The organism is Nicoliella sp. ESL1149 (assembly GCF_058107265.1).
Genome location: NZ_JBYLUE010000002.1, coordinates 1,252,584 through 1,270,224 on the forward strand (window position 1 = coordinate 1,252,584; position 17,641 = coordinate 1,270,224).

A 17,641-nucleotide genomic window follows, 5' to 3' on the forward strand; every position below is an offset into this window, starting at 1 on the left:
AGAACTTTTAAATTGCAATAGGGAGCGTGAAGTTTAATGGATAAGAACACGATTTATCATTTTGTAGGAATTAAGGGTACTGGTATGGCTGCGATGGCTAGAATTTTAAAGGACCGTGGCTATAAGGTTCAGGGTTCCGATATTGAAAAATATACTTTTACTCAACGGGGATTGGAACAAGACGGAATTAAGATTTTGCCTTTTAACCCGGATAATATTAAAGAAGGAATGACTGTCATTGGTGGGAATGCTTTTACTGATGACCAACCTGAAATTAAACGAGCATTAGAAATGAAAGTACCATTCTTACGTTATCATCAAATGTTAGGTAAGATGATTGAAGGATACACCAGTATTGGTGTTTGTGGTGCTCACGGTAAAACAAGTACTACCGGGCTACTTGCTCACGTTTTAAGTGGAGTTGCCCCAACTGAATACTTAATTGGTGATGGAACTGGTAAGGGTGTTGAAGGAGCTCGTTTCTTTGCTTATGAAGCAGATGAATATCGTCGACACTTTTTAGCAACTAGTCCTGATTATGCTATCATGACTAACATTGATTTTGATCATCCTGATTATTACACTGGGATCGATGATGTTCGTGATGCTTTTCAAACCTTTGCTAATCAAGTTAAGAAGGGTATCTTTATCTGGGGTGACGATAAGAATCTTCGAAAGTTAACTGCTAATGTGCCAATTTATTCCTATGGAACTAAGGATACTGATGATTTTCAAGCAATTAATATTAAACGGACGACCAAGGGTTCTTCATTCGATGTAATGCACGATGGTAAGAATCTTGGTAACTTTGAAATTCATTTATTCGGTGAACATAATATTTTGAATGCATTATCTGTTATTGCGGTTGCTTATTTCGAAGATATTGATTTAGATGAAATTAAACGTGAATTGTTGACCTATAAGGGTGCTAAACGTCGTTTCTCACAACGTAAGGTTGCTGATATGAACATTATTGATGATTATGCTCATCATCCTTCAGAAATCAACGCTACTTTAGATGCTGCTCGTCAAGAATATCCTAATAAGGAATTGATTGCAGTTTTCCAACCACATACGTTCAGTCGAACGATTGCTTATATGGATGATTTTGCTAAAAGCTTAGATAAAGCTGATAAGGTATACGTTACCAAAATTTATGGGTCACCCCGTGAAAAGTCAGGTCATGTTTCTAGTCAAGATTTAGTTAATAAATTGACTAAAGATGGCGGATTGATTGAAGCCGAAAACATGTCACCATTATTGGACTATCATGATGCAGTTGTAATTTTCATGGGTGCCGGTGATATTCAAAAATACGAAAAAGTTTATGAAGATTTGCTTAATCATTTACGTCCAAACGCAAATTAATAGCCTTTTTAATCTTATCTCTGTATAATTATAGTTATGATAAAAATTAAAGGAGAGATGATTAAAAATGAATGATTTTGATCAACAAACACAACCTCGAATGGTTAACAATGCAGTCGGGTTGAATCGTTTTTTGACTAGAATGTACGGATGGATGAGTGCTTCTGTTCTACTATCTGCTTTAGTGGCATACATGGTAAATGCAAGTGATATTCAAATTGGTGGAATTGGAATGATCGTTGCTCTTATTGTATGGTTCGTTATTCCATTCTTTGTTTCTACAAAATCAATGACAAATCCAACTGCTGCACTGATTGGATTGCTAATATATGCGGGATTGACTGGGGTTGTCTTTTCGTCAATCTTTACGGTTTATACTAAGACATCAATAACCGAAGCATTTGTTTCAAGTGCGAGTGTCTTCATTGCAATGTCAATTTATGGAACCATCACACACAGAAGCTTGGATAAGTTAGGTGCACAACTTTCAGCAGCATTAATTGGTTTGATTGTCGGAATGCTAATTAACTTGTTCTTACACAGTTCATTAATTTCGCTTGTCTTTTCAGGATTAGCTGTTATTATCTTTACTGGATTAACAGCTTATGATACCCAAAAAATGAAACAATTGTATAACGAATACAATCAACAAATTTCATTAACTGGTTTAGCAATTAATGGGGCTTTAGTTCTATACTTGGACTTCATTAATATCTTTATTAGTTTATTACAAATTTTTGGAGTTATGAACGGTGACAACCGGAACTAATTTGAACGAAGAAAAAGCATCGATAGCGATGCTTTTTTTATTTACATAAAATGTTATATAATCATATGTAGTAATTAAATGAGTAAAGGAGAATTTGATGAGTGATAAGCGGCTCCTATTAATTGATGGTAATAGTTTAGAGTACAAGGCTTTTTATGCGTTGTACACTTCTATGGATCGATTTACAAATCCAGAAGGTTTGCATACAAGTGCAATTTATGGTTTTAACAACATGTTAAATATTATGCTTGAAACTGTTAAGCCAACAGCAGCATTAGCAGCTTTTGATGCTGGGAAAGTAACCTTTCGAACTAAAATGTATAAAGAATATAAGGGTGGTCGACCTAAAACACCACCAGAACTAGTTGAACAATTCCCATATATCAAAGAGCTTTTAAAGAATCGTGGAATTAAAACTTATGAATTAAAAGATTATGAAGCTGATGATATTATTGGAACTTTATCTAAAGAAGCTGAAGAACAGGGATATGAAGTTACTATCGTCACGGGGGATCGTGATTTAACTCAATTATGTTCTGATAAAACAACTGTCAGTATTTCTAAAACAGGAGTTAGTAACATTGTTCATTATGATACTAATTATGTTAAAGAAACAATGGGAATTACTCCCAAGCAAATAATTGATGTAAAGGGTCTGCAAGGTGATTCTTCGGATAATTATCCTGGGGTTACCAAAGTTGGTCCTAAAACTGCTGAGAAGTTAATTCAAGAATATCAAAGTGTTGAGGGTGTATATGATCATATTGATGATATTACAGCCAAAAAATTAAAAGAGCATTTGATTGATGACCATGATCAAGCAATCATGTCTAAAAAATTAGCGACGATTCTACGAGATGCACCACTTACAATTGGCGTTGATTCATTAGAATACGAAGGTGATCAAAAGACACTTGTTGATTTCTACAAAAAAATGAATTTTAGAAAATTCTTAAGTGAAATGGACCGTCAAGATACTGAATCAAAGCCAGAAATTTCATATACTGAATTAAATGCTAATACTCTAGGGAAATTAAAAGAGCTTACTTCACCGGTAACATTTTATTTAGAGATGGATGGGGATAATTATCATACAGCGCCGTTTGTTGGTTTTGTAATTGGTAATGATGATCAATGGTATGTTTCAAGAAATATTGAATTGCTTCAATCTCAAGAAGCAAAATCTATTTTAAGCCAAAAATCAATTAAGAAGAATGTTTTTGATGCTAAACGAGCTTACGTAGGATTAAATCGATTAGGTGTTGATCTTCAAAATGTTGATTTTGACATGTTACTAGTTTCGTATCTTTTAAATACAAATGATAATAGTAATGATTTAAGTGAGGTAGCAAGTCAACATGGTTATTATGGTGTTGAGTCCGATGAAAAGGTTTATGGTAAGGGTGCTAAACATTCTATCCCAGATGATGACAGCATTCTATTTAAACATTTAGTCAGTAAAGCGATTGCAATTGAAAAATTACAAGCACCAATGTTTAAGTTACTAGATGAACATGATCAAAGTGACTTATACTGGAAAATTGAATTACCGATTGCGTTTGTTTTAGGACGAATGGAAATGGCCGGTGCCAATATTGATCGTAACTGCCTTCAACAAATGAAGAGTAAATTAAGTGAGGAACTTAGCCAAATTCAACAGGAAATATATAATGAAGCTGGTGAAGAATTTAACATCGGTTCACCTAAGCAATTAGGACAAATTTTGTTTGAAAAAATGAAGTTACCAGTTTTGAAGAAAACTAAAACCGGTTATTCAACAGCAGTTTCAGTTCTTGAAAAGTTGGCTGACCAAGCACCAATTGTACAAAATATTTTGAAATACAGACAAATTGCAAAAATTCTTTCAACATATGTTGATGGGCTATTAAAGGTGATTAGTCCTAAAGATCATAAAGTTCACACTAGGTATTTACAAACTTTGACCCAAACGGGACGGTTATCTTCTGTTGATCCCAATTTGCAAAATATTCCAGTTAGAACTGAACAAGGGAAGTTGATCCGACAAGCCTTTATTCCTAGTCATAAAGGATGGCAAATATTATCGTTTGACTATTCCCAAATTGAATTACGGGTATTAGCTTCTATTAGTGGCGAAAACAATATGATCGATGAATTTAAGGAAAATGATGATATTCATGCTTCGACAGCCCGAAGAATTTTTAAGTTAAAAAGTAATGCTGATGTAACTGCTGATTTAAGAAGACAAGCTAAAGCGGTTAATTTTGGAATTGTTTATGGGATTAGTGATTTTGGTTTAGCCCAAAATACGGGGATTTCTAGAAAAGCTGCTGGTGAATTTATTGAAAAGTACTTTCATGAATATCCAAAAATTAAAGTTTATCTTGATAACGTTGTTAAACAAGCACGTGAAAAAGGTTATGTCGAGACGATTACCAATCGGCGTCGTTATTTACCGGATATGCATTCGAAGAACTTTCATCTAAGATCTTTTGCTGAAAGAACTGCTATGAATTCTCCAATTCAGGGAAGTGCAGCTGATATTATTAAAATTGCAATGATTAACGTTGAAAAAGCGATTAAAGATATGAAAGCAACGATGTTACTTCAGATTCATGATGAATTAATTTTTGAGGCTCCTGCTGAAGAAGTTGAAAGATTATATCAAATTATTCCAAAACAAATGGATTCCGCTGTTAAACTCAAAGTACCTTTGAAAGTTTCTCATAATCATGGGAACACTTGGTACGATACCAAATAAAAAGGAGCAAAAATTATGCCAGAATTACCTGAGGTCGAAACCGTTAGAAGAGGATTAACGGAGTTAGTGAAAGGCAGTCATATTAATAGTGTTGATGTTATTTATGAAAAAATGCTTAGTAATATTTCAGCAACTGATTTCAAAAAAGATTTAAAAGATACTAATATTGATCGAATTGATCGCCGTGGAAAATATTTATTATTTAGAATTAGCAATGGAATGACATTAGTTTCCCATCTGAGGATGGAAGGAAAATATGATGTTGAGCCAGAGGGAACCGCTCCTGATAAACATACTCATATTATTTTCCATTTGAATAATAATCGAGAATTGAGATATAACGATAGTCGTAAATTTGGTCGAATGGCATTAGTTAAAAATGGTGATGAAAAGACCTTGTCTGGTTTAGCAACCATTGGGCCTGAACCTACTGAAGAGACATTAACTTTTGAATACATGAAGAAAATCATGAACAAAAGTCGTGGTAAGATTAAACCGTTCTTATTAAATCAAAGCCATATTGCTGGACTTGGTAATATTTACTGTGATGAAGTTCTTTGGATGAGTAAGATTCATCCAGAACAACCAACTAATTTAATCAGTGATGAAAAAATTAATATCCTTCGTCGTAACATTATTGATGAAATTGCAGAAGCGATTAAGGGACATGGAACAACTGTTCATTCTTATTCGAACGCATATGGAAAAGCAGGTCAATTTCAGAATCATCTTCATGTTTACGGTCGTAAAGGGGAACCATGTGAACGCTGTGGAACAAAGATTGAAAAGATAAAGGTTGCTCAAAGAGGAACTAGTTTTTGTCCTCATTGTCAAAAGGTTGTCCGTTAATGCCAAAAGTGATTGGTTTAACTGGCGGGATCGCGATGGGAAAATCTAATGTTAGTGATTACTTAGCTGAATTGGGAATGGAAGTAATTGATGCTGATGCTATTGTTCACTCTTTACAAGAAAGAGGTACTGATTGCTATCAAACATTGGTTGCTTTTTTTGGGAAACAGATTTTAAATTCGACTTTAGATATCAATCGCAAAAAGTTAGGCGAAATTGTTTTCAATAATCCCAATAATTTGAAACAACTTGTTCTTTTAATGGATCCCTATATTAGAAAAACAATCTTATCAAAAATTAAAATGACAAAGAAACCAATTGTTATTTTGGACGCACCAACATTATTTGAAAATGGTTATCAGTATCTAACTGATCAGATAATGGTTGTTCGGTGCGATCCAATAGTTCAGATGCAACGGCTTCGAGAAAGAAATCATTTATCTTATTCTCAAGCATCGAAACGGATTGCTAACCAGTGGCCAATTGATATTAAGGTCGCGTTAGCTGATGTAGTTATTGATAGTGATGGTTCTATTAGTCAAACTAGACAGCAAGTGTTAAAATGGTGGAATGAATATTCTAAATTAGTGAGGTGAGTTTAATGCAATGTCCACGTTGTCATAAAAATGGTTCGCGAGTAATTGATAGTCGCCCTTCTAACGATGGAAAAGTAATTCGACGCCGTCGGGAGTGTGAAGAATGCGGATATCGCTATACTACTTTTGAACGAATTGAAGAAACTCCATTATTGGTTGTTAAAAGAAACGGAAATCGTGAAGAATTTAATCGTGAGAAAATTTTACGTGGAATCATTCGATCGGCTGAAAAACGACCAGTTTCAATGGATAAAATGACTAGTGTCGTCGATAAAGTCGAAAGTGAATTACGCTCTTTAGGTGAAAATGAAATTTCTAGTCAGATCATTGGGGAACACGTAATGAAAGAATTGGCTTCTGTTGACGAAATTGCCTACATTCGTTTTGCTAGTGTTTATCGCCAATTTAAAGACATGACTGTTTTTTATAATGAATTAACTCAAGTAATGAAACGTGATAAGGATAACAACGCTCATGATGACAAAAAATAATGAAGCAAGTGGAAATGAAGAACGATATATTGAACCAGATATCGGCTGGCTAATTTATTCTGATGATGTTATATCAGAGATTCAGTTACAACGGATCGACATGTTATATCAACCAATCGTTGGAATCATAGCTACTAATTTGATTCATTATTTTTGGAATTACTTTCGATTGTCTAGTAATGCATATCATCAAAAGCCAAATTCTGATCTATATCAATTATTGCATATTAATCCGCAACAGCTTTACCAAGCTCGAATCCGTCTTGAAGCATCCGGCCTTTTGAAGACCTTTATTCAACAAAGTGAGTCAAGGCCTTTTGTAATATATAAATTAGTCTTACCTTTGAGTTCTCGACAGTTTTTTGAGGATAGTCTTTTATCGACGACTCTATTAGAAAATGTTGGAGAAAAGAATTTTCATCAGCTTAATCATGAACTAATCCCTCCTAAGCTTGATTTATTTCGAGATGCAAAGAATATTTCTCATGATTTTTTAAGCGTTTTTAATATCAATCATGATGATTTAATTAATCAACCAGAAGCAATTAACGATGGGAAAAAACGTTCTGAGGTTGATAATGCAGATAAGAAACATCATGTTCAACATGATAATGATGATACTTTTAACATGAAACTATTATATGATATGTTAAATTCATCCTTTGTTAATGTTGAGACTGTTAAAAGATGTCAAAAAGATATTGTCGAGCTTAGTAAGTTATATGGAATTGATGAGATTGAAATGAATACTTTAATTACGAAAGCGACAAATTTAAGAAATAACGTTTTTAGCTTAGATAAATTAAAGTTATTAATTAATCGGCAATTCAATGCCACTCATCAAAGTGGTTCTAATGATAAAGATGAACATTCCCATGAAAATGTTTCGAATTTAGATGAACAACAACGTTCATTAGTTAAAATTGCCCAAGAGTATTCACCAGTTAAATTTGCCCGGAAAATTAAACAACAAAAGGATAGCAAGGCATTTTTAGGACGAGATGAAATGCAATCGATCGAAGAAATTGTTAGTCGACATTCGATTTCAACGGGAGCTATTAATATTTTGATTTACCATTTGTTCTGTGATCTTAATCATACTAATTTACAAGGCGTTGTGATGAACCGAATCATTAATGATTGGTTACAGAAATATCATGTTGAAACTGCTGCTGATGCAATCAATGCAATTAAGGAATATAATAAATCGAATAATAATCGAACTTACAAAAAGGGTTATAAATCTAAGCCTCGAATTGTTAATGATGTTCCAGATTGGATGAATGAAAAGTATGATCGTAAGGCCAACCAAATTACACCGGAACAGGAACGAAAAAATGCAGCTAGTTTAGAAAAACTAAAACGGTTACGAGAAAATAGGTGATATAAATGACCAAAAAGTCCAATGATGATTTTAAAACGGTTTCCAATGCAATTTCTGATGATAATGGCGAGATGAAAAATAACTACCTAAGGATTCTTCATTCAATTTATAATGATCCTGAAGTTAAGGCGTTCATTAAGAAAAACAATATTTCAGATCAAGATGTTAATAATGCTAGTGCTAAATTGTATGAATTCGTTGATCAAAGAAATAAGTTTGAACGTGGTGAAGAGGGTGTTGTTCCAGGTTATGCACCTAAATTAATTTGGGAAAACGGTCGAATTGATGTTGCTTATCAACCAACTGCAGAAACTGTTAAAAGACAACGAAATAAATCAATCGAACAACGATTTCACGCTTTTTCAATGCCAAAGAAAATTTCAAGAGCTAGTTTAAGCGATTTTCATACGGAAAATGATAATAATAGAAGTGAATTGTGGACTTGGTCAATTGATTTCATAGAACGGTACGTTGCTAATAGAGGACGGGATATTAATCAACGTGAATATTTACCTGGATTATATTTATACGGTAATTATGGAGTAGGGAAAACATATCTATTGGGTGCGATTGCCAATGAATTGGTTTCGTCAGGGATTCCATCAACGATGGTTCATTTTCCTAGTTTTGTTGTGGATATTAAAAACTCTTTCAAGGATAATACTTTTGAACAAAAAATTTCGTTCATTAAGAAATCTGAAGTTTTATTTTTAGACGATATTGGAGCGGATACAATTACGCCGTGGGTTAGAGATGAGGTTCTAGGTGTGATTTTGGAATATCGAATGCAGAATGATTTAACAACGTTCTTTAGTTCTAATTATTCAATGAAAGAATTACAAAATAAATATTTAGCTATCGATAAAGATGGTAATCAAGATTTAGTTAAGGCAGAACGGTTAATGCAACGAGTCCGTTATCTTTCTAGAGAGTACAAATTCGTTGGAGATAATCACCGTTTTTAAGTTAACTAAATCCAAGTTGCTTTTGGTTGACTTTAAATCTGAAAAGGTGTTTAATAACAATTGTAAATAATTTTTGAATAAAATTAACGAAAGACAAGATTTAAATTTAGTTGTTCTCAGGGAATGAAGATTATAACTGGAAGTCTTCTGGATGATAATTTGAATTACCACTTTCTCTAATGTTTAACGGAAATGTTAAACCGTTTTATCGCGTTAAGATAATTAGAGTGGCATAGTAATTATTATGCTTAATCTGGGTGGAACCACGTTAATGACGTCCCTCGTGTACATTTTGTGTGCACAGGGACGTTTTTTTTATTCAAGAATAATAAATCAATACATTAAAAGGGGATATAAACATGGCACAACTTTCATTTGAATTTCCAGATGGTAGCGTTAAAAAATTTGATGATGGCGTTACAACTGAAGATATTGCTAAAAGCATTTCAATTAGCTTAGCAAAAAAGGCCGTTGCTGGTAAGATTGATGGTAAATTAGTATCAATAGATGAATCATTAAGCAAGGGTGGAAAAATCGAAATCGTTACACCAGATACTAAGGAAGGTCTTCAAGTTTTAAGACAAACTGCCGCTCAAGTTTTGAAGGCAGCTTTAGCTGATGACTTTAGTGATATTCAATTCGGTGAAAGCGTGGCCGACGAAGATGGTTTTTATGTTGATACGGACCGTCGTGGTGACCAAGGTCAAGTTAGTGCTGATGAATTATCCGAAGTTGAAGACCGGATGCGTAAAATGATCAAGGAAAACGTTGTTCTTGAAAGAAAGACATTGAGTCTTGATGAAGCTTTGAAGCAAGTTGATGGCGATCCTTATCAAGCTAAGTTAGTTAACAAGTTCGCTGTTGATGGGAAAGTTGACTTCTATCAAATCGGTGATTACCTTGGTTTATCTGAAGGGGTTGTTTTACCTTCATCTAAGGATATTAAACAATTCAAGTTGTTATCAGTTGCTGGTGCATATTGGGAAGGTAAATCATCTAACCCAATGTTACAAAGAATTTATGCTACTGCCTTCTTCAAGAAAGCTGATTTAGAAGCTGACTTAAAGAAACGTCAAGAAGCTAAGGAACGTGATCACCGGGTTATCGGTAACAAGTTAGATTTATTCTTCGTTGACCCTAAAGTTGGAGCAGGTTTAGCATATTGGATGCCTAATGGTGCAACTGTTCGTCGAGTAATTTCCCGTTACATTGTTGACAAGGAAGTTGCTAATGGTTACCAACACGTTATCACCCCAGTTCTTATGAACTTGGATGCTTACAAGACTTCTGGTCACTGGGCTCACTACCGTGAAGACATGTTCCCACCTATGGATATGGGTGACGGTGAAGAACTTGAATTACGTCCAATGAACTGTCCTTCTCATATCCAAATTTATAACCATCATATCCGTTCATATCGTGAATTACCATTACGGATTGCTGAATTGGGAATGATGCATCGTTTTGAAAAATCAGGTGCTTTAAGTGGTTTACAACGGGTTCGTGAAATGACTTTAAATGACGGACACACTTTTGTTCGTTTAGACCAAATTGAAGACGAATTCAAGAAGATTCTTCACTTAATGATGGATGTTTACAATGATTTCGATATTAAGGAATATCACTTCCGTCTTAGTTACCGTGATCCTAAGAATACTGAAAAGTACTTTAATGATGATGAAATGTGGAACAAGTCTCAATCCATGTTAAAGAAAGCCATGGATGACCTTAACCTTGACTATGTTGAAGCTGAAGGGGAAGCCGCTTTCTACGGTCCTAAGTTGGATGTTCAAACTTACACTGCTTTAGGAAACGAAGAAACTCTTTCCACGATTCAATTAGACTTCATGTTACCAGAACGTTTTGATTTACATTACGTTGGTGAAGATGGTCAAGAACATCGTCCAGTTATGATTCACCGTGGATTAGTTTCAACAATGGAAAGATTTACGGCTTACTTGATCGAACAATACAAGGGTGCATTCCCAACTTGGTTATCACCAAAGCAAGTTAAGATTATTCCTGTAAGTATGGACAAACATGGGGACTACGCTAAGAAACTTAATGATAAGCTTCGAACTTTGAAGCTTCGTTCAGAAGTTGACGAACGTGGTGAAAAGATGGGTTACTTAATTCGTGATGCTCAAACCCACAAGATTCCATACACTTTAGTTGTAGGTGATGATGAAATGAACAGTGGTAATGTATCTGTTCGTCGTTATGGTCATGATGATAGTAAAGAAGAAAGTTTTGATGACTTTGTAAAAGAAATTCAACACGATATTGCTAACTACTCTCGTGAAGATTAATTTTCTTTTGACAAATCAAAATAAATGATGTAATATATTAAGTATTGAAAAAGCAGAGGCTACCCGCTTCTCGCCTTAGTAATTTTAATTGCTGGGCTAATGATCGGATTAACTCATTTTTAGTGAGTTCAAAAAGCGGGGAGACTTATGTCTTCCCGCTTTTCTGCTTTTTAATTAACTTGGAGGTGAATCACCATAGCAAACGATATGATAGTTAATGAAGGAATTCGCGCTACTAGCGTTCGTTTAATTTCTGCTGGCGGAGAACAATTAGGTGTTAAAGATACTAAAGAAGCTCTAAGAATGGCCGAAGAAGCTAACTTAGATTTAGTATTGATGGCACCAAAAGCTAAACCACCAGTTGCAAAGATTATTGATTATGGGAAGTACCGTTTTGAACAACAAAAGAAAGCCCGTAAATCAAGACAACGTCAAAAGACAGTTAGCATGAAGGAAATTCGTTTAAGTCCTACGATTGATACGAATGATTTCAATACTAAATTGAACCGAACCCGTGAATTCTTGAGTAAAGGCGCAAAAGTGAGAGTTTCTATTCGTTTTAAAGGTCGGGCCATTACCCATAAGGAAATTGGTCGTGACGTATTGAACCGAATGGCAGATTCAACAAAAGATGTCGCAACTGTCACTCAAAGAGCTAAAATGGATGGTCGTAGCATGTTCTTAATGCTCGCTCCAAGTGATCAAAACAAATAATAAGAAGGAGTTTTTTCTATGCCTAAGATTAAAACTAATCGTGCCGTAGCAAAGCGTTTCAAAAAGACTGCTAAGGGTAACTTAAAGAGTGCTCATGCGTTCACTAGTCACCGTTTCCATGGTAAGACTAAGAAGCAACGTCGTCATTTACGTGGAACTCACACAATTAATCCAATTCACTTAAAGAAATACCAAAGTTTATTAAAGTAATTTTTTAATGTTATTTAAATAGGAGGAATTCAATATGCCACGAGTTAAAGGTGGAACAGTTACACGTGCCCGTCGTAAGAGAGTCTTAAAGGCTGCTAAAGGTTACCGCGGTGCTAAGAGTAAATTATTCAAAACAGCTAAAGACCAAGTTATGAAGTCCCGGACTTATGCTTTCCGTGACCGTCGTAACAACAAGATCCAATACAGAAAGTTATGGATTGTTCGTATTAATGCTGCTGCACGGATGAATGGTTTGAGCTACAGTCAATTAATGCACGGTTTAAAGACTGCTAATATCGAAATTAACCGTAAGATGTTAGCTGACTTAGCTGTTAATGATGCTGATGCTTTCAAGCAATTAGCAGATCAAGCTAAAAAAGCTTTAGCTTAATCTAAAATTATTAAACTTTCACTAGCAATTGCAGTTAGTGGGAGTTTTTTAGTATATTAGTTATAATAGAGATGAAGCCCTTCATCTCGAATACATAAATTTTAAGGAGTTGGATAAATTGATTGATCGTTTTAAACCCACTTGGACTAGAGATAGTATTTACGATATTACCCCAGAGTTTCTTAAGGCCCAGGGGATTAAAGCAATTTTTACTGATTTAGATAACACTCTAATTCCTTGGAATCGTCCCAATGGAACCGCTGAAACATGGAAGTGGATGAATGAAATTGCGGATGCACATATTAAATTGATTATTGTTTCTAATAATCGACATGGTCGGGTCAAGAAAGCAGCAGATAATTTAAAATTACCATTTGTTTCTAGGGCATTAAAACCGTCTTCACTAGGAATTGACCGTGGCTTGAAGCGTTATAAATTACAGAAAAATGAAATCGTAATGGTTGGTGATCAGTTACTGACCGACATTCTAGGTGCTAATAATAGTGGAGTGAAAAGCATCTGGGTCAAGCCATTAGTTAAAACTGATGCTTTGAATACTCGAATTAATCGGGTGATGGAAAAACAAATTTTAAAACGTTTGGTTCGTAAGTATCCAGACTTACGTTGTTAGGAGATATTAAATGACAGATAACGAATTACGTTGTATTGGTTGTGGTGCAGTATTACAAAGTGATGATAAAAATGAAATTGGTTATGTTCCTTCATCTACAATGAAGAAGTATGCTGAAAACGATGAACAAGATATTTATTGTCAACGTTGTTTTAGACTCAGACATTATAATGAGATTGCACCAGTAAGTTTAACGGATGATGATTTTAGACATCTGTTAAGCCAAATTAGAGATTCAAATTCATTAGTGGTTTACGTAATGGATGTATTTGACTTTAATGGAAGCTTAATTCCTGGGTTGGCCCGTTTTGTTGGAGATAATCCAATCATGTTAGTAGCTAATAAAGCTGACCTACTTCCTTCTTCGTTTAAAGAAAGTAAGTTAAAGGATTGGATTCGTCAACGTTCAAACGAAGCTGGACTGCGACCAATTAACGTAAGTTTGGTTTCTGCTAAGACAAATCAATCTGTTGATGATTTGTTAAAAGAAATCGATAAGTATCGAAAAGGAAAGGATGTTTACGTCGTTGGGGTCACCAACGTTGGTAAATCTACTTTAATTAATCAAATCATTCGACAAAACTCTGGAATTAAAGATTTAATAACAACTTCTCGTTTTCCAGGGACAACTTTAGATCAAATTAAAATACCACTTGAAGATGGAAAATCAATCATTGATACTCCTGGGATTATCCATAAGGATCAAATGGCACATTATTTAACTAGTAAAGAACTAAAGTTTGTTTCGCCACAAAAGAAAATCAAGCCACGTTCTTATCAATTGAATCCTGAACAAACCCTTTTCTTAGGTGGAGTTGGGCGTTTTGATTATATTAAGGGGCTTGGTAAAAAAGGCTTTACGGTATTCGTTGAAAACACGCTTTTAGTTCATCGAACGAAACTAGAGAATGCCGATGAATTTTATGATAAACATGTTGGAGAATTATTGACCCCCCCAACTGAAGAAACACTAAAAGATTTTCCAAAGATGGTTCGTTATGAATTTAAAACTCATTATAAATCTGATCTTGTAATAGAAGGTCTTGGCTGGGTATCTGTTCCTAAGGATGTCATAATTGCTGGATGGGCTCCTAAGGGAGTTGCTGTCTTACTGAGAAGATCAATGATTTAAGGAGTGAAAAATATGCAATTAAGAGGAAAGCAAAAGCGTTATTTAAGATCGCAAGCTAATCATTTACGGCCTATTTTTTCAATTGGCAAAAGTGGAATTGATGATAATTGGTTAGAACATGTTGTAGATGCCTTGAACAACCGTGAGTTAATTAAGGTTAATATTTTACAAAATGCGGCGATTACTCCAGATGAAGCTGCAGAATACATTGAACAGAATAGTTCGGTTCAGGTCGTTCAAGTGATTGGAAAGACTTTATTACTATTCTTAAAGTCAAAACGTCCTGGCCGTCAACATATCTCATTAGCTGTTGAGAGCATTTAAATGAGAATTGATAACGAGAGTGGTTTTGGGTACAGACCTCAACCCCAAACATTATTTGAAGAAGAGAGAAATCGTCGTAGAATTGGTATTTTAGGTGGGACTTTTAACCCGGTTCATATTGGGCATTTGATTATTGCGGATCAAGTTCGAAACCAATTATGTTTAGATGAAGTTCGGCTCATGCCTGATTTTATTCCACCGCATGTTGATAAAAAGACGGCAATTGATGCAGATAAAAGAATTGATATGCTTAACTTAGCGATTGATGATAATCCTCATTTATCATTGGAATTAGCAGAAATTGAACGTGGTGGGAAAAGTTTTACTTACGATACAATGAAAAAAATGACGGAAGAACATCCAGAAAATGATTATTACTTTATCATTGGTGGTGATATGGTTGCATATTTACCAAAATGGTATCGTGTTCATGATCTTTTTGGGTTAGTTCGATTTGTTGGAGTAAAACGTCATGGATATTCAAGAAGAACTGATTTTCCAATTATTTGGGTCGATATTCCTACTATGAGATTATCTTCGACAGACATCAGAAGAAAAGTCAGCCTAAAACAATCAATTCGATATCTAGTTCCAGATGAAGTTAGAGATTATATAAAGGAGCATCATTTATATGAATGAAGTAATATTAACTTATCATGAAAATATCGTTCCATTTAGTCGAGATGAATTAATTCATCGTTTGGATGAAGCACTTACAACATCTCGTTTTGAACATTGTAAACGAGTTGAACAAATGGCAATTAAATTAGCTCGCTTAAATGGTGAAGATGAAGAAAAGGCAAGTATTGCTGGTTTAGTTCATGATTATGCTAAACAACGTCCTGCCGAAGACTTTATTAAAGTAATCAAGGATTATAAGTTAGATCCTGATTTATTGAATTACAGTCGTTCGATTTGGCATGGATATGTCGGCTGGATCCTAATTAAAAATGAATTAGGGATCAATGACATTGATATTTTAAATGCTGTTAAGTATCACACGATTGGGAATCCGCACATGTCAAAATTAGCTCAAATTACTTATATGGCTGATTATATTGAAATGGGACGGACTTTTGATAAAGTTGAAGAAGCTCGAAAAGTTACTTTTGATAATTTACAAAATGGGGTTGCTTATCAAACTAAAAACACTTTAAAATTTTTAGTTAAATCAAACAAGAAAATTTATCCGAAGATGATTAATACCTATAATGCATGGGTACCATCTTCCGATTTATATCGCAAGGAGAGTTAAGATGGACAGCAAAGAAATTTTAGAATTAGTGGTAAAAGCTGCTGACGATAAAAGAGCTCATAATATTGTGGCTCTAAATATGGAAAATATTAGTTTAATGGCTGATTATGTGGTGATTATGGATGCAAGTTCTAATCGTCAAGTTAAAGCGATTGCTGATTCAATTATTGAAACTAGTAATAAGAATGGTTTTCCAGCTGGTCAAGTTGAAGGTAAAAATAGCGCTAAGTGGATTTTAATCGATTTAGGGGATGTTATTGTTCATGTTTTCCAAAAGGATACTCGTGAATTTTATAACCTCGAGAAATTATGGTCTGATGCGCCTCAAGTTGATGTTAGTAAATGGGTCGAAGAATAAATAAATGAAGTTAACAGCTTGTTCGATCATTGCTGAATATAATCCTTTTCATAATGGTCATCTTTATCAATTAAGTCAGGCAAAACGGTTAAGTCATGCTGATGTAATGGTCGCAATTATGAGTGGAAATTGGATGCAACGTGGTGAACCAGCAATTGTTGATAAATGGATTCGAACTTTAATGGCATTAAATAATGGAATCAATCTTGTGATTGAATTACCCGTCAATTTTTCAGTCCAAGCTGCTGATATTTTTGCAAGTGGTGGAGTTCAAATTGCTGAAATGATTCAAAGTAATTATTTAGCATTTGGGTGTGAACATCCAGATTTACCTTTTGATGAATTAGCTCAAATTCAAGTTGATGATAACCATCATGCGTTTCAAAATTATGATTTATCATATGCTGCGCAGTTTCAACAACTGGTTCAACAAAAAACAGGATATCAGGTTAATTTAGCAAACGATGTGTTAGCACTTGGTTACGCTAGAGCAAAATACGATTTAAAATCTAATATCCAGTTGTTACCAGTTCAACGAATTGGTAGTGACCACATCGACTCCAAGTTAAAATCTGATAATATTAATAGCGGTTCGGCCATTAGACGAGCAATTTTTAGTTCACAAAACGTGGATAAATATGTTCCTAATAATGAATTAATAAATCAACATCTATATCAGTTAGCTGATTTCTGGCCATTGATTCGCTACCAACTGATTGAATCGTCGTTAGATCAGTTAAAAAAAATTTATCAAATGAATGAAGGAATCGAACATCGATTGAAAAAAGCTGCGATTACATGTAGTAAATTTGATGAATTTATGACAATGATTAAAACAAAACGATACTCATATGGACGTTTACAAAGGCTATTATTTTATTTATTGATTAAAGCTGAAAATAATTTTAAACTTAAGCAAATTAAAAATATTCGCATTTTGGGTTTTGATCATATTGGCCAGCGCTATCTGAAACAAATTAAGAAACAAGCGGGCGTTCCAATCATCACGACACCTGGCCAAAAAGAGTTTCAAAAAGAACTACCATGGACTGTTAAATCCGGAATGCTATTAACACTCCAATCGGGAAAAATGCAGGATTACTTCCAACACCCGATTATTAAGTAGCTATCAAGGAGATTACCTTGACAAGTAAT

Annotated in this window: 19 protein-coding genes and 1 other annotated feature; all 19 genes read left to right on the plus strand. The window is 34.4% G+C overall.

The features are described from left to right. Nucleotides 1-36 precede the first annotated feature (36 nt). Nucleotides 37-1,368: a UDP-N-acetylmuramate--L-alanine ligase gene (gene murC / locus AC3B6G_RS06105; RefSeq protein WP_489849497.1), complete on the plus strand. Its 1,332-nt coding sequence runs from the start codon at nucleotides 37-39 to the stop codon at nucleotides 1,366-1,368. A 67-nt stretch (nucleotides 1,369-1,435) separates the two neighbouring features. Further along, nucleotides 1,436-2,137 carry a Bax inhibitor-1/YccA family protein gene (locus AC3B6G_RS06110; RefSeq protein WP_489849498.1) on the plus strand — a complete coding sequence of 234 codons (702 nt, stop codon included), beginning with the start codon at nucleotides 1,436-1,438 and terminating at the stop codon, nucleotides 2,135-2,137. Nucleotides 2,138-2,234: 97 nt separating this feature from the next. Then, nucleotides 2,235-4,877: a DNA polymerase I gene (polA, locus tag AC3B6G_RS06115; RefSeq protein ID WP_489849499.1), complete on the plus strand. Its 2,643-nt coding sequence runs from the start codon at nucleotides 2,235-2,237 to the stop codon at nucleotides 4,875-4,877. 15 nt (nucleotides 4,878-4,892) lie between these two features. Further along, entirely contained in the window at nucleotides 4,893-5,726 is an 834-nt protein-coding gene (gene mutM / locus AC3B6G_RS06120; protein WP_489849500.1) for a bifunctional DNA-formamidopyrimidine glycosylase/DNA-(apurinic or apyrimidinic site) lyase, read from the plus strand. Continuing rightward, nucleotides 5,726-6,322: a dephospho-CoA kinase gene (coaE, locus tag AC3B6G_RS06125; protein WP_489849501.1), complete on the plus strand. Its 597-nt coding sequence runs from the start codon at nucleotides 5,726-5,728 to the stop codon at nucleotides 6,320-6,322. The genes mutM and coaE overlap by 1 nt, the downstream gene beginning before the upstream one ends. A gap of 5 nt (nucleotides 6,323-6,327) precedes the next feature. Further along, the gene (nrdR, locus tag AC3B6G_RS06130; protein ID WP_489849502.1) at nucleotides 6,328-6,813 is read left to right on the plus strand and encodes a transcriptional regulator NrdR; all 486 of its coding nucleotides are present in this window, start codon (nucleotides 6,328-6,330) and stop codon (nucleotides 6,811-6,813) included. Then, nucleotides 6,797-8,197 (plus strand): DnaD domain protein, encoded by a 1,401-nt coding sequence (locus AC3B6G_RS06135; protein ID WP_489849503.1) that lies wholly within the window; start codon nucleotides 6,797-6,799, stop codon nucleotides 8,195-8,197. The genes nrdR and AC3B6G_RS06135 overlap by 17 nt, the downstream gene beginning before the upstream one ends. Nucleotides 8,198-8,202: 5 nt before the next feature. Beyond that, entirely contained in the window at nucleotides 8,203-9,162 is a 960-nt protein-coding gene (gene dnaI, locus AC3B6G_RS06140) for a primosomal protein DnaI (protein ID WP_489849504.1), read from the plus strand. 359 nt (nucleotides 9,163-9,521) lie between these two features. Continuing rightward, nucleotides 9,522-11,471, plus strand: a complete 1,950-nt coding sequence (gene thrS, locus AC3B6G_RS06145) for a threonine--tRNA ligase (RefSeq protein WP_489849505.1) — start codon at nucleotides 9,522-9,524, stop codon at nucleotides 11,469-11,471. Nucleotides 11,472-11,515: 44 nt separating this feature from the next. Further along, nucleotides 11,516-11,644, plus strand: a sequence feature (ribosomal protein L20 leader region). A 34-nt stretch (nucleotides 11,645-11,678) separates the two neighbouring features. Continuing rightward, on the plus strand, nucleotides 11,679-12,185 hold the full coding sequence (infC, locus tag AC3B6G_RS06150) for a translation initiation factor IF-3 (RefSeq protein WP_489849506.1): 507 nt from the start codon (nucleotides 11,679-11,681) through the stop codon (nucleotides 12,183-12,185). An 18-nt stretch (nucleotides 12,186-12,203) separates the two neighbouring features. After that, nucleotides 12,204-12,395, plus strand: a complete 192-nt coding sequence (rpmI, locus tag AC3B6G_RS06155; protein ID WP_489849507.1) for a 50S ribosomal protein L35 — start codon at nucleotides 12,204-12,206, stop codon at nucleotides 12,393-12,395. Between the two features lie 34 nt (nucleotides 12,396-12,429). Beyond that, entirely contained in the window at nucleotides 12,430-12,786 is a 357-nt protein-coding gene (rplT, locus tag AC3B6G_RS06160) for a 50S ribosomal protein L20 (RefSeq protein WP_489849508.1), read from the plus strand. A 118-nt stretch (nucleotides 12,787-12,904) separates the two neighbouring features. Continuing rightward, nucleotides 12,905-13,417 carry a YqeG family HAD IIIA-type phosphatase gene (locus tag AC3B6G_RS06165; RefSeq protein ID WP_489849509.1) on the plus strand — a complete coding sequence of 171 codons (513 nt, stop codon included), beginning with the start codon at nucleotides 12,905-12,907 and terminating at the stop codon, nucleotides 13,415-13,417. A 10-nt stretch (nucleotides 13,418-13,427) separates the two neighbouring features. Continuing rightward, the gene (gene yqeH, locus AC3B6G_RS06170) at nucleotides 13,428-14,549 is read left to right on the plus strand and encodes a ribosome biogenesis GTPase YqeH (RefSeq protein WP_489849510.1); all 1,122 of its coding nucleotides are present in this window, start codon (nucleotides 13,428-13,430) and stop codon (nucleotides 14,547-14,549) included. A 12-nt stretch (nucleotides 14,550-14,561) separates the two neighbouring features. Beyond that, complete coding sequence (yhbY, locus tag AC3B6G_RS06175; RefSeq protein WP_489849511.1) at nucleotides 14,562-14,873, plus strand: ribosome assembly RNA-binding protein YhbY; 312 nt, start codon at nucleotides 14,562-14,564, stop codon at nucleotides 14,871-14,873. Further along, on the plus strand, nucleotides 14,874-15,512 hold the full coding sequence (locus tag AC3B6G_RS06180; protein ID WP_489849512.1) for a nicotinate-nucleotide adenylyltransferase: 639 nt from the start codon (nucleotides 14,874-14,876) through the stop codon (nucleotides 15,510-15,512). Further along, nucleotides 15,505-16,128: a bis(5'-nucleosyl)-tetraphosphatase (symmetrical) YqeK gene (gene yqeK / locus AC3B6G_RS06185; protein WP_489849513.1), complete on the plus strand. Its 624-nt coding sequence runs from the start codon at nucleotides 15,505-15,507 to the stop codon at nucleotides 16,126-16,128. The genes AC3B6G_RS06180 and yqeK overlap by 8 nt, the downstream gene beginning before the upstream one ends. 1 nt (nucleotide 16,129) lies before the next feature. Then, entirely contained in the window at nucleotides 16,130-16,486 is a 357-nt protein-coding gene (gene rsfS, locus AC3B6G_RS06190) for a ribosome silencing factor (RefSeq protein ID WP_489849514.1), read from the plus strand. A 4-nt stretch (nucleotides 16,487-16,490) separates the two neighbouring features. Then, nucleotides 16,491-17,612 (plus strand): nucleotidyltransferase, encoded by a 1,122-nt coding sequence (locus AC3B6G_RS06195; RefSeq protein WP_489849515.1) that lies wholly within the window; start codon nucleotides 16,491-16,493, stop codon nucleotides 17,610-17,612. Nucleotides 17,613-17,641 lie beyond the last annotated feature (29 nt).